This window comes from Thauera butanivorans, from assembly GCF_048398245.1.
Taxonomy (GTDB): Bacteria; Pseudomonadota; Gammaproteobacteria; order Burkholderiales; family Rhodocyclaceae; genus Thauera; species Thauera butanivorans.
Genome location: NZ_CP183038.1, coordinates 2,538,064 through 2,551,096, shown reverse-complemented (window position 1 = coordinate 2,551,096; position 13,033 = coordinate 2,538,064). Strand labels below are relative to the sequence as shown.

At 67.8% G+C, this 13,033-nt stretch carries 11 protein-coding genes; 4 read left to right on the top strand and 7 right to left on the bottom strand.

The window, feature by feature from the left end:
- The first annotated feature begins 73 nt into the window (after positions 1 to 73).
- Both mutS and ACNQFN_RS12430 read left to right on the top strand, forming a co-directional pair.
- Positions 74 to 2,707 (top strand): DNA mismatch repair protein MutS, encoded by a 2,634-nt coding sequence (gene mutS / locus ACNQFN_RS12435; protein ID WP_418646659.1) that lies wholly within the window; start codon positions 74 to 76, stop codon positions 2,705 to 2,707.
- Between the two features lie 7 nt (positions 2,708 to 2,714).
- The gene (locus tag ACNQFN_RS12430; protein WP_418646658.1) at positions 2,715 to 3,485 is read left to right on the top strand and encodes a spermidine synthase; all 771 of its coding nucleotides are present in this window, start codon (positions 2,715 to 2,717) and stop codon (positions 3,483 to 3,485) included.
- Positions 3,486 to 3,500: 15 nt separating this feature from the next.
- Here the strand turns inward: ACNQFN_RS12430 and dnaQ are convergent, their stop codons facing one another.
- Genes dnaQ through ACNQFN_RS12415 form a run of 3 tightly spaced genes read right to left on the bottom strand, consistent with a single transcriptional unit; the run spans position 3,501 to position 5,428 of the window.
- Entirely contained in the window at positions 3,501 to 4,220 is a 720-nt protein-coding gene (gene dnaQ, locus ACNQFN_RS12425) for a DNA polymerase III subunit epsilon (protein ID WP_418646657.1), read from the bottom strand.
- A 20-nt stretch (positions 4,221 to 4,240) separates the two neighbouring features.
- Positions 4,241 to 4,699 carry a ribonuclease HI gene (gene rnhA, locus ACNQFN_RS12420; protein WP_068639638.1) on the bottom strand — a complete coding sequence of 153 codons (459 nt, stop codon included), beginning with the start codon at positions 4,697 to 4,699 and terminating at the stop codon, positions 4,241 to 4,243.
- Positions 4,700 to 5,428 (bottom strand): SAM-dependent methyltransferase, encoded by a 729-nt coding sequence (locus ACNQFN_RS12415; protein ID WP_068635184.1) that lies wholly within the window; start codon positions 5,426 to 5,428, stop codon positions 4,700 to 4,702. It abuts the gene before it with no gap.
- A gap of 27 nt (positions 5,429 to 5,455) precedes the next feature.
- On the opposite strand from ACNQFN_RS12415, the gene gloB reads away from it, so the two are divergent.
- Both gloB and ACNQFN_RS12405 read left to right on the top strand, forming a co-directional pair.
- Positions 5,456 to 6,229 carry a hydroxyacylglutathione hydrolase gene (gene gloB, locus ACNQFN_RS12410; protein WP_418646656.1) on the top strand — a complete coding sequence of 258 codons (774 nt, stop codon included), beginning with the start codon at positions 5,456 to 5,458 and terminating at the stop codon, positions 6,227 to 6,229.
- Between the two features lie 73 nt (positions 6,230 to 6,302).
- Complete coding sequence (locus tag ACNQFN_RS12405; RefSeq protein WP_418646655.1) at positions 6,303 to 7,784, top strand: transglycosylase SLT domain-containing protein; 1,482 nt, start codon at positions 6,303 to 6,305, stop codon at positions 7,782 to 7,784.
- 243 nt (positions 7,785 to 8,027) lie between these two features.
- On the opposite strand, the gene ACNQFN_RS12400 is transcribed toward ACNQFN_RS12405, so the two are convergent.
- From ACNQFN_RS12400 to ACNQFN_RS12385, 4 genes are all read right to left on the bottom strand, one after another.
- The gene (locus ACNQFN_RS12400) at positions 8,028 to 10,088 is read right to left on the bottom strand and encodes a dipeptide ABC transporter ATP-binding protein (protein ID WP_418646654.1); all 2,061 of its coding nucleotides are present in this window, start codon (positions 10,086 to 10,088) and stop codon (positions 8,028 to 8,030) included.
- 95 nt (positions 10,089 to 10,183) lie between these two features.
- Entirely contained in the window at positions 10,184 to 10,669 is a 486-nt protein-coding gene (locus tag ACNQFN_RS12395) for an FKBP-type peptidyl-prolyl cis-trans isomerase (protein ID WP_068635059.1), read from the bottom strand.
- A complete protein-coding gene (locus ACNQFN_RS12390) occupies positions 10,659 to 11,141 on the bottom strand; it encodes a peroxiredoxin (RefSeq protein WP_418648920.1) in 483 nt (160 codons plus the stop codon). Before ACNQFN_RS12390 ends, ACNQFN_RS12395 begins: the two co-directional genes overlap by 11 nt.
- Positions 11,142 to 11,309: 168 nt before the next feature.
- Positions 11,310 to 12,791, bottom strand: a complete 1,482-nt coding sequence (locus ACNQFN_RS12385; protein WP_068635061.1) for a short-chain fatty acyl-CoA regulator family protein — start codon at positions 12,789 to 12,791, stop codon at positions 11,310 to 11,312.
- Between the last annotated feature and the right edge of the window lie 242 nt (positions 12,792 to 13,033).

The window sequence follows — 13,033 nt, the reverse complement described above, 5'->3', positions numbered from 1 at the left end:
AGGCTCAGCCACGCCCGCGCCATCCTGCCGGCCGGCCATGGACGGCTCGCATGCCTGGGCTTGATAGGAAGAAATGCAAAAGACACCGCCGCTCACCGAAGCCGAGATCGCTGCTCATACGCCGATGATGCAGCAGTACATCCGCATAAAGCAGCAACATCCCGACACCTTGCTGTTCTACCGCATGGGCGATTTCTACGAGCTGTTCTTCGACGATGCGGAGAAGGCGGCGCGCCTGCTCGACATCACGCTGACCACCCGCGGACAGTCGGGTGGCCAGCCGATCAAGATGGCGGGCGTGCCCTTCCATGCCGTCGAGCAATACCTGGCGCGGCTGGTCAAGCTCGGCGAGGCGGTGGCCATTGCAGAGCAGGTCGGCGAACCCGGTGCCACCAAGGGGCCGATGGAGCGCGCCGTCAGCCGCATCGTCACCCCCGGCACGCTGACCGACGCCGCCCTGCTCGACGACCGCCGCGATGCATTGCTGCTGGCGGCCAACCTGCACCGGGGCGTGCTCGGCCTGGCCTGGCTGAACCTCGCCAACGGCGATTTCCGCCTGATGCAGTGCCCGTCCGAGGCCTTGCAGGCGCAGTTCGAGCGCCTGCGCCCGGCCGAAGTGCTGATCCCCGACGGCCTGGCGCTGCCCTTGCTCGACACCCTGGCCCCGGCGCTGCGCCGGCTGGCCGACTGGCAGTTCGACGCCGAGACCGGCACCCGACTGCTGACCACGCATTTCGGCACCCGTGACCTGGTCGGCTTCGGCGTCGAGGAGCTGCCGGTGGCGCTCGGCGCGGCGGCGGCGCTGTACGACTACGCCCAGGCCACCCAGCGCCAGACGCTCGCCCACGTCACCGGCCTCACCGTCGAACGGGAGTCCGAATACCTGCGGCTGGACGCCGCCACCCGGCGCAACCTGGAGCTGACCGAGACCTTGCGCGGCGAAGCTTCGCCGACGCTGCTGTCGCTGCTCGACACTTGCGTCACCAGCATGGGCTCGCGCTGGCTGCGCCACGCCCTGCACCACCCGCTGCGCGACCGTGCCGTGCCGGCCACGCGCCAGGCCGCGGTGGCGGAACTGGTGGAAGGTTTTTCCACCAGCCTCGGCGACGAGCCCTCCAGCCGCGATGACGATCGCAGCGGACGCAACACCGCCGCCGTGCGCGCCGCGCTGCGCGGCGTGGCCGACGTCGATCGCATCACCGCCCGCATCGCGCTGCGCAGCGCCCGGCCGCGCGACCTGTCGGCGCTGCGCGAAAGCCTGGCCCGGCTGCCGGAACTGGGCGCCGTGTTGCACGGCTGCGGTACGCCGCTGTTGTGCGAGATCCGCGACGCGCTGCAAATCGCCCCTGACGCGCTCGAACTGCTGCAACGCGCGATCGCCGCCGAACCCGCCGCGATGGTGCGCGACGGCGGCGTGATCGCCGCCGGCTACGACGCCGAACTGGACGAGTTGCGCGACATCCAGAGCAACTGCGGCGAATTCCTGCTGGCGCTCGAGGCGCGCGAGCGCGAACGCAGCGGCATCCCCAACCTGAAGGTGGAGTTCAACCGAGTGCATGGCTTCTACATCGAAGTCAGCCGCGCCAACAGCGAAAAGGTGCCGGACGACTACCGCCGCCGCCAGACGCTGAAGAACGCCGAGCGCTACATCACGCCCGAACTGAAGGCTTTCGAGGACAAGGCCTTGTCGGCGCAGGAGCGCGCCCTGGCGCGCGAGAAGCTGCTGTACGAAGCGATCCTCGACACCCTGGCCGGCCACATTCCGGCACTGCAGCGCATCGCCCGCGCGCTGGCGCTGCTCGACGGCCTCGCCGCCTTCGCCGAAGCCGCGCTGCGCTACGGCTACGTCCGCCCGCGTTTCCGCGACACGCCCGGCGTGGACATCGCCGGCGGCCGTCACCCGGTGGTCGAGCGCCAGGTCGAGAACTTCATCCGCAACGACGCGCGCCTGGCGGCCACCCGCCGCATGCTGATGATCACCGGCCCGAACATGGGTGGTAAATCGACCTTCATGCGCCAGGTGGCGCTGATCTGCCTGCTCGCCCACGTCGGCAGCTTCGTACCGGCGGATACCGCCGAACTCGGCCCGCTGGATGCGATCTTCACCCGCATCGGCGCCTCGGACGACCTCGCCTCGGGGCGTTCGACCTTCATGGTCGAGATGACCGAAGCCGCCGCCATCCTGCATGGCGCCACCGAGCACAGCCTGGTGCTGATGGACGAGATCGGCCGCGGCACCTCGACTTTCGACGGCCTCGCGCTGGCGGCCGCGATCGCCCGCCAGTTGCTGGAAAAGAACCGCAGCCTGACGCTGTTCGCCACCCACTATTTCGAGCTGACCCGGCTCAATACCGACTACCCCGAGTGCGCCAACGTGCACCTCGACGCCGTCGAGCACGGCCACCGCATCGTCTTCCTGCACGCGCTGGAGGAAGGCCCGGCAAGCCAGAGCTACGGGATCGAGGTCGCCGCGCTGGCCGGCATCCCGGCGCCGGTGATCCGCGACGCCCGCCGCCGCCTGCGTACGCTGGAGAACCGCGAGATCCACGCCGGGCCGCAGGCCGATCTCTTCGCCTCGCTGCCCGAGCCGGAAGCCGAACCGCTGTTGCACCCGGTGCTGACCGAGCTTGCCACCCTCGACCCCGATGCGCTGACGCCGCGCGAAGCGCTCGAACGCCTGTACGCGCTGAAGCGCCTGGCTTCCTGAGCCGAGCATGAATACACCGATCGACATTTCCGAAGAAGCCGGCGTGCGCTATCTGCACTTCGGCTCGGACTGGGTGCAGGGCGCGATGCGCATCCGCAAACCCGATGCGCTGGAGCTGGCCTACACCCGCGAGATGATGGCCGGCCTGCTGCTGCGCGACGGCCTCGCCGAGGACACCGGCCGGTGGCCGAAGAAAGTGCTGATCATCGGCCTCGGCGCTGCCTCGCTGGCGAAATTCGTCTACCGCCACTGTCCGCAGGCACGGATCAGGGTGGTCGAGATCGCGCCCACGGTGGTCGCCGCCGCGCGCCAGTTCTTCAAGCTGCCGGCCGAGGACGCGCGCTTCTCGATCCACGTCGGCTGCGGCGCGCAATACGTGCTGGAAAAGGACGAGACCTGGGACTACATCCTGGTCGACGGCTTCGACCGCAACGCGCGCGCCGGCGCCCTGGACACCCTGCCCTTCTACCAGGCGGTGCGTTCGCGCCTGTCCGGCCAGGGTCTGATGGCGGTCAACCTGTTCGGCCGCTCGCGCGGCTACAAGGCCAGCGTCGAGCGCCTGCTGAAAGCCTTCGACGACCGCGTCGTCGCCTTTCCTTCATGCGACAGCGGCAACGTCGTCGCCTTCGCCGCCGACGGCGAAGCGATCGAGCGCCCGCTGGCCGAACTGCGCGAGCGCGCCCATCTGCTGAAGACCACCACCGGCCTCGACCTCGGGCCGACGATCACCCGCCTGGAGCAGTCGGGCAGCGTGCCGGGCGGCAGCCTGCGGCTGTAAGCCCGGCGCCGTGCTTCAAGCCGCCGCCGGCTCCTCGAGTGGCAGCCACAGGCACAAGCCCTTGTTGGCCTTGGCGATGTCGGCCAGCACGCTGCCGTGCGCCTGCAGTTCCTCGTCGGAAGCCCGCAGCACCTTCACCGCCACGCGCGCCCTCGGCACACCGCCGGCATCGGCCGTGTGCATCGCGGGCTCGTCGTCGAGCGCCATGATCAGGCTCTCCTGGCCGCGGGTCATCGCCAGATAGACTTCGGCCAGCAGTTCCGCATCGAGCAGTGCGCCGTGCAGCTCGCGGTGGCCGTTGTCGATCTCGTAGCGGTCGCACAAGGCGTCGAGCGAAGCCTTCTTGCCCGGATTCTGTTCCTTGGCGAGTTTCAGCGTATCGATGACGCCCGCGCACAGGCGTTTGAGCTTGTCGCGCCCGAGCAGGCTCAATTCGTTGTCGAGGAAGCCGACGTCGAAGCTGGCGTTGTGGATGACCAGCTCGGCATCGCGGACGAAATCCTCAAAGTCCGCAGCAACGTCGGCGAATTTCGGCTTGTCGGCGAGGAATTCCTCGGTGATGCCGTGCACCGCCACCGCTTCGGCGTCGATGCCGCGCTCCGGGTTCAGGTAGACGTGGAAATGGCGGCCGGTGAGGCTGCGGTTCAGCAGCTCGACGCAGCCGATTTCGATGACGCGATCACCGTTGCGCCAGTCCAGGCCGGTGGTTTCGGTATCGAGCACGATCTGTCGCATGTTATTTCCTTTCCTTCGTCTCAGGGTTCGACCGTGGCGCCGGTCTTGCGCACCTCATCCACGCCGCGGCGGGCCAGCGCATCCGCGCGCTCGTTCTCCACATGGCCGGCATGGCCCTTCACCCACAGCCATTTCACCTGGTGCCGGGCCTGCGCTTCATCCAGCGCACGCCACAGGTCGGCGTTCTTCACCGGCTCCTTCGAGGCCGTCTTCCAGCCGCGCGCCTTCCAGCCGTGGATCCATTCGGAAATGCCTTTCTGCACGTACTGGCTGTCGGTATGCACCCGAGCACTCACCGGCCGCTTCAGCGCTTCGAGCGCGCGGATCACGGCGAGCAGCTCCATGCGGTTGTTGGTCGTCACCGGTTCGCCGCCCCAGATTTCCTTCTCGTGCGCGCCCGAGCGCAGGATCGCGCCCCAGCCGCCGGGCCCCGGATTGCCGCTGCAGGCGCCGTCGGTGTAGATATCCACTTCTTCCATCTATGTCGTTTTCCTCGTGCCGCCGTTGCGCTGGGCAACGGCGGGAACTCGTTTCGCGGCCGCCTTGCGTTCGCGCCATTTGGGCATGATCAGGCGCATGCCCTGCACCCGCTTCACCCCATGCATCAGATAAGCCCCGCCCAGCAACGGCCACCAGCGCGCGCCGGCGCGATCCATCCAGCGCAGGCGTTCGAGCCACGGCGCACTGTTCAGCGCCGGCACATGGCAGCCGGATTCGACCGCCAGCACCTCGAAGCCGAGCAGCTTCAGCCAGTCCTTGATCCGCATCGCCGGCCGGTACTGGCCGCGCCACGGCGGCACGCCGTCCTTGCGTGCCGCCAGGCGGCGCAAGCCCCACAGGCTGATCGGATTCAGCCCGCTCAGCACCACGCTGCCTTCCGGCACCAGCACACGCTCCACCTCGCGCAGCACCTGATGCGGATCGGCGGAAAACTCCAGCACGTGCGGCATCAGCACCAGATCGATGCTCGCGCTGGCGAAAGGCAGCTCGAACTCGTTCGCCAGCACCGCCGCCGGCCCCGTACGGGCGCAGACGAAGCGGAAAGGCATGCGGTTGGCGGCCAGCAGATCCAGCCCGGGCAAGCCGATCTGCACCGCCCTGTAGCCGAAGATGTCCGCCACCATGCGCTCCAGCACGGCTCGCTCCCATTCGAGCAGGTACTGCCCCGGCGGCGTTTCCAGCCACGCGGAGAGATCGGGCATTGACATCGGCGACCAGGCTTCCACAATTGGCGGATGCACATTATCCCTCTTCCCGCCTTCCGCGATAACTACATCTGGCTGATCCGCGACGGTCGCCACGCAGTCGTGGTCGATCCGGGCGATGCCGCACCGGTGCTGGACTACCTGGCACGAGAAGGGTTGCAGCTCGCCGCCATCCTCGTCACCCATCACCACGCCGACCACGTCGGCGGCCTGGGCACGCTGCTGTCCCACGCACCGGTGCCGGTGCATGGCCCGTTCAACGAACGCATCGACGGCGTCGATCATCCCGTGGCCGAAGGCGACACGGTGCGCATCGATGCGCTGGATCTAGAGTTCGACGTGCTCGACGTCCCGGCCCACACCGCCGGCCACATCGCCTACGTCAGCCGGGGCACACCGCCCCGCGCGCTGTTCTGCGGCGACACGCTGTTTTCGGCCGGCTGCGGCCGCCTGTTCGAAGGCAGTGCACGGCAACTGGCTGACGCGCTGGCCAGGTTCGCCGCCCTGCCCGACGACACCCTGGTGTACTGCACGCACGAATACACCTTGTCCAACCTCGCATTCGCACGTGCAGCCGAACCGCACAACCCCGAACGCGACGCCTACGTCGAGCGCTGCCAGGCGCTACGGGCTGCGAACCGGCCCACGCTGCCGAGCACGATCGGGCTGGAAAAGGCGATCAATCCCTTCCTGCGCAGCGACCAGGCACAGATCCGCGACGTGCTCGCCACCCACTCCGGCGTGCGCCCCGCCGACACCGCCGGATGCGTGGCCGCGCTGCGCGCCTGGAAGGATACGTTCTGAAATTGACGCCCCGTCCCGCCGATCGATAGACTTCCACGTTTAATCGTTCGCGGCACAAGGCAGTCACACGATCATGCCCAGACGTTTCGCCGCCCGCCTCTCCGTTTTCATTGCCAGTCTTGCCTGCATGGGGGCGTTCGCCATCGGCAGGCCTGCGCAAGCCCAGCAGGCGGCGCCTGCAAGCACGCCCGCTCCGCTCGAAGTCGACGAAATCGCCGTACCCGAGCGCGTGCTGACGCTCGACCTGACCCGCGACGCCAACGACATCTGGGACCGCATCCGCCGCGGCTTCGGCATGCCCGATCTCGACAGCGAGCGCGTCGGCGACCAGCAGGCCTTCTACCTGAACAGGCCGAGCTTCCTGAAGCAGGTGTTCTCGCGCGGCGGCCGCTACCTGTACTACATCGTCGATGAGCTCGAACGCCGCGGCATGCCCACCGAACTCGCCCTGCTGCCGATGGTCGAGAGCAGCTACAACCCGCTTGCCTATTCGCGCGCCCATGCGTCCGGCCTGTGGCAGTTCATCCCCTCCACCGGCAAGCACTACAACCTGACGCAGGACGCCTGGGTCGACGAACGGCGCGACGTCATCGCCTCGACCAATGCCGCGCTCGACTACCTGCAGTACATCTACGAGATGCACGGTGACTGGCATCTGGCGCTGGCCTCCTACAACTGGGGCGAAGGTTCGGTGCAGCGCGCGCTGAAGCGCAATGCCGAGGAAGACCTGCCGCTGGAGTACAGCCATCTGCGCATGCCGGACGAAACGCGCAACTACGTGCCCAAGCTGCAGGCGATCAAGAACATCGTCTCCGAGCCGGAGCTGTTCCATTTCGAACTGCCCTACGTCGCCAACGAGATGCACTTCGTTTCGGTCGATGCGCCGATCGGCGTCGACCTGGCCACCGCCGCGACGCTGTCGGGCATGCCGCTCGACGAGTTCCTCGCTCTGAACCCCGGCTTCAACCGCCCGGTGACGACGATGCCGGGCCAGGCCTTCATCGTTCCCACCGACCGTGCCCGCCAGTTGCGCGAAGGGCTGGACGAGTTGCAGCGCAGCGGCAAGGGCTGGAGCCTGCACACCGTCGAAAAGGGCGAGCGGCTGGAGCAGATCGCCGCCCGGCATGATCTGAGCGTGACCGAGCTGCGCCAGATCAACGGTCTCTCCGGCAATGCCGTGAGCGCAGGACATACCCTGCTGGTGCCCAGCGGCATCGACCCGGACGGCGCCTTGCAGGTCAGCAGCATGCTGCCCTTCGCCGCTGCAGCGGCACGCCAGCAGGGCTTGAAGATCGGCGGTTCGGGAGGCGGGCTCAAAGCGCCTGCCGCCGTGCGCACAACGGCGGGCGGATCGAAAAAGGCCGCGGCCCCGGCGAAGCCGGGCGCAAAGAAGGCCGCGCCGAAAGCAGCCCCCAAGAAAGCCTCGAAACCCGCCGCGAAAAAGGCGCCCCAAACCAGCACGGCGAAGAGCACCGGGAAGACCACCGCCAAGCCGGCAGCGCCGAAGCAGGCAAGCAAACCCGCCGCCAAGGCCAAAGCGCCCGCCAGGAACTAGGTGTGGATGGGTCGGGCCGCGTAGCCAGCGCAGCAAAACCCGACATCGCTGCGCTCGCTCTCGAGATGGCGGATTTCGCCTTCGGCATCTACCGATGCGGCCCGCCCCATCTCGCCGCCAGACTGCCCTGCTCAATCCCCCAGCGAGCGTAGGATGGGAAGAGCCGAAGGCGAAACCCATCGCCTCAAGCGTGGCGCGGTGGGTTCCGCTGCACTCTGGCCCCCTGCCTAGTTGCCTTCCTGCTCAATCTCCCAGCCGCGGCCAGTGGCAGCGGAAACGGTGGCCCTGGCCGAACTCGGTCACCGGCGGGTAGCTGATGCGGCAGACTTCGGTCGCGTGCGGGCAGCGCGGATGGAAGTGGCAGCCCGCCGGCGGGTTCAGCGGCGAAGGCAGGTCGCTCGCGACCGGCGCCGCATCGCCACCCTTGCCGCTCATTTCCCTGTGCTCCTCGCCGATCCTCGGCACCGCGGCGAGCAAGGCGCGCGTATAGGGATGGGCCGGCGCGCGCAGCACCTTGTCGGCCGGCCCCTGCTCGACGATGCGCCCGAGGTACATCACCGCCACGTCGTCTGCCAGGTATTCGACCACCGCCAGGTTGTGGGTGATGAACAGGTAGGCCAGGCCACGCTCGGCCTGCAGCTCGCGCATCAGGTTCAGCAGTTGCGCCTGCACCGACACGTCGAGCGCGCTGGTCGGCTCGTCGCAGATGATCACCTGCGGCGACACCGCCAGCGCGCGCGCTACCGCGATGCGCTGGCGCTGGCCGCCGGAAAACTCGTGGGGGTAGCGCCAGCGCATGTCGGCCGACAGGCCGACGCGTTCGAGCAGTTCATCGACGCGTGCGCGGCGGGCATTCGAATCGGCTTCGACGCCGAGGCTGGCCATGCCCTCCTCGATGATGTCGCCGACGCGCATGCGCGGATTGAGCGACGCGAACGGATCCTGGAACACCATCTGCACCACCCGGCGCATGGCCCGCAGCGCTTCGCCGCGGTGCGCGTTGATGTTCTCGCCGCCGAGGAAGAGCTCGCCGGCGGTCGGCTCGATCAGCTTCAGCGCGGCCTTGCCGACCGTGGTCTTGCCGCAGCCCGATTCGCCGACCAGCGCCAGCGTCCGCCCGGGTGCGAGGCTCAGGCTGACGCCGTCGACCGCGCGGACATGCCCGACCGTACGCCGCAGCAGCCCTTTGCGCACCGGGAAATGGACGCTGAGATCCTTCACTTCCAGCACCGGCGCAGCCTGGCGCGCGCGCCATGGCGCGGCCTCCGGCTGCACGCCGGCAGGCCGGTGATGCGGCACGGCCACGCCTTCGTACAGATGGCAGCGCACCGCCTGCTCGCCGATGCGGTGCCAGGCCGGCGACTCGTCGTCACAGCGATCGAAGGCCAGCGCGCAGCGTTCGGCGAAGCGGCAACCCGGAAAATCCCGGTCCAGCGTCGGCACGGCGCCGCTGGGCGCATCCAGCGGCGCGCCCCGCTTCGCCGCGCCCGGCAAGGCGGCGAACAGCTTGCGCGAGTATGGATGCAGCGGTGCGTGGAAGAAGGCTTCACGCGGCCCGGTCTCGACCAGTTCGCCCGCGTACATCACGCCGACCCGGTGCGCCATGCGCGCCACCACGCCGAGATCGTGCGTGATCAGCAGCATGCCCATGCCGCGCTCGGCCTGGATCTTCACCAGCAGGTCCAGCACCTGGGCCTGGATGGTGACGTCGAGCGCCGTCGTCGGCTCGTCGGCGATCAGCAGCTGCGGCTGTCCGGCGAGCGCCATCGCGATCATCACGCGCTGCTTCATGCCGCCGGAGAACTGGAACGGGAAATCGCGCAGCCGCCGTGCCGGATCGGGAATGCCGACCGCTTCGAGCAGGCGACAGGCTTCCGCTTCGGCCCGCACGCCGTTCACCCCATGCTGCGCCAGCGCCTCGGCGATCTGGGCACCGACCGTCATCACCGGATTCAGGCTGGTCGAGGGCTCCTGGAAGATCATGCCGATGCGCCCGCCGCGCACGCTGCGCATCACCGACTCCGGCAGGCGCAGCAGGTCTTCGCCGCCCAGGCGGATCTCGCCGCGCTCGATGCGGCCGCCGTCGGGCAGCAGCCGCGTCAGCGCGAGCGCGGTAATCGATTTGCCGCAGCCCGATTCGCCGAGCAGCGCGAAGGTCTCGCCTGCGGCGATCGCCAGATCCACGCCGTCGACCGGCCGCGCCGCGACGGCGCCACCGCGGTCGATGGCGACGGCGAGCCCGGAGACGGACAGAAGCGGAACGGCACCGCCGGAAGAAGCCGCGGCTGGCGCGGAAAGGTTCATTGCTGGCGTTGTCTGGCTATGTCCGGAACTGCGGCAGCCCCGGAGCGCAACAGAAAAGAGACTGAAAAAAGGCCGCTTGCGCGGCCTGGGCACGATCAGTGGTGATGTCCGCCCGCGCCATGAACGTGGCCGTGGGAGACTTCCTCGGCGGTGGCGGCACGCACTTCGGCGACGGTGACCTCGAACACCAGCGCGACACCGGCCAGCGGATGGTTGCCGTCGACCACGACCTTGCCGTCGGCGATGTCGGTGATGCGGTAGATGACGTCGTCCTCACCGTCGTCGGAGGTGCGCTCGAAGCTCATGCCGACTTCGATATTGTCCGGAAACAGCTTGGCGTCCTCGACCAGGATCAGTTCCTCGTCGTAGTCGCCGAAGGCGTCTTCCGGCTGCAGCTTGACCTGGAAGCTTTCACCGACCTTCTTGCCGTGCAGGGTTTCTTCCAGCACCGGGAAGATGCCGTCGTATCCGCCGTGCAGATACACCAGCGGGTGCTGGCCATCGTCGATGACGGCGCCGTCCGTGTCGCGGACGGTGTAGTTGAGCGTCACGACGCTATTTTTCACGATTTCATTCTGCATTGTCGGCTTCCAGTTTCTTGACCAGTTCAAAAACCGCAGCCGCGTGGCCACGGGGTGCTACATCATAGAGCGCATGGCGGATCACGCCCCGTTTGTCGATGATGAAGGTCGAGCGCCGCACGCCCATCTTCTTGATGCCATCGACTTCCTTCTGCTGCCATACGCCGTACAGGCGACAGACCTCCTTGTCGGCATCCGACAGCAGCCGGATCGACAGGCCTTCCTCGTCGCGGAAATCGGCGTGCGTCAGGCAGTCGTCAGGACTCACGCCGACCACGATGCAGCCGTGGCGGGCAAAATCGTCCTCGTGATCGCTGAAATCTGCGGCCTGCAGCGTGCAGCTCGGCGTCCGGTCGCGGGGATAGAAATAAAGAACCACATGATGCTTGCCCTGCAAGGATGCGAGGTCGAAGACCTCCATGTCCGCATCGGGCAAGGAAAACGGGGGCGCGGTATCTCCGCTTTGCAGCATGGGCTCTCCCTGACGTGAGGCGGATTCTAGCCGAGACCCCCGGCGAACTCTACCGGGGCCGGGCTGGGATTCCGGGTGGGGCTGGACCAACATGGCTCACTCCCTCTCTGTTTTTCTGTAACCGGAATAATAGATGCGCACGCGGCGTCCGGCCACAAACAAGTTCCACTATCCGCGCACCTGTACCCTGCGCACGCCGCTGCGTACCACCGCGGCATAAGGCTCGAAGCGGCTGCGGTTCTCGTCGATCGCCAGGCCGCCGCCCACCGGCGGAAAGGCCCGCTGCGGACAGGAGGGGCGTTCGCACACCTTGCAGCCGGCGCCGATCGGTGTCGGCGCCTCGGGGTCGTCGAGCTTGAGCCCCTTGGCGTAGACCAGCCGCGAAGCGTGGCGCAGGTCGCAGCCCAGGCCGATGGCGAAGCTCTTTTCCGGTACGCCGTAGCCGCCGCGGCTGTGCGACACGCAGCGTGCGATCCACAAATAGGTGCGGCCGTCGGGCATCGCGGCGAGCTGGGTCAGGATGTGGCCCGGCCGCGCGAAGGCTTCGTACACGTTCCACAGCGGACAGGTGCCGCCGACGCGGGAGAAGTGGAAATCGGTCGCCGACTGGCGCTTGGAGATGTTGCCGGCGCGATCCACCCGCACGAAGAAGAAAGGCACGCCGCGCGCATCCGGCCGCTGCAGCGTGGACAGGCGGTGGCAGACGGTCTCGAAGCCGACACCGAAGCGCCGGCCGAGGCGATCGATGTCGTAGCGCAGCCGCTCCGCCGCAGCCACGAAGCGGCCGTAGGGAAGCACCAGTGCGCCGGCGAAGTAGTTGGCCAGTCCGATGCGCGCCAGCACCCTGGCCTCGTCGCTGCGGAACGGTGCCTCGGCGGCGATGCGATCGATCTCCTCCCCCGCCTCCAGAAAGGCGAGCTGGGTCGCCATCTGGAAAGCCTGCTGGCCGGGTTCGAGCAGCGGCGACAGGCTCAGCACGCGCGCCACCGGATCGAACGCACGCAGCGGGCCGTCCTCGTGGCCCTCCTCGCCGAAGCCGGCGTCGTCTCGCACCACGCGCACGCCATGCACCTTCGCCAGCCGCGCCGCCAGCCCGGCAGCGACGTCGCCCGGCTGCAGCGACCAGGCCCCGAACAGGCGCTCGGCGAGATCGTCCAGCTCGGCGACGTGGTTGTGGCGGGCGTAGAAGAAGTCGCGCACTTCCTCGTAAGGCATCGGCGGTGCACCGGCCACCGCGCCGCGGTCCTCGCCCAGGCGGGTGGCGAGCGCATCGACGCGCTCCTCGGCCTCGCGGCAGCGCCGGTCGAGCGCGATCAGGGCGCGGCCGATGGCGGGCATGCCGGCGGCCAGTTCGCGGACGTCGGCCAGCGACACCGGTTCGTCCAGCATCGCGCCGAGCGCGCCGCTGCCGAGCACTTCACGCAGATCGGTGATCAGCCGAGCCTCGTCGTCATCTGAAAAGCGCTGCACATCCACGTCCAGCGCAGCGCTGATCTTCAGCAGCACCTGCACGGTGAGCGGACGCTGGTTCTGCTCGATCTGGTTCAGATAACTGGGCGAGATCTCCAGCGTCCGCGCCAGCGCCACCTGGGTCAGGCCGCGCTCCTCGCGCAGCCGGCGCAAGCGCGGGCCCATGAAGGTCTTTTTCATGCTGGCTCCGATAACAAGGCCAATTGATTCGCAAAATTTGCAAGCCAGGCCTGATAAATTTACAAAATACACAAAATCAATAACTTATATTACTTTTTTGCTGCGTATTCTTGCAAATCATCGTCAAGCCACACCCTTCGCCTCGTGAACGCCTCCAGCCGCGGCAGTGGCCGGCCAAGGTCTTCGCAGGCTTTGCAAATTCACTCATATCGCTTCGCAAAACCTCGCCTTTTCAGTCATTT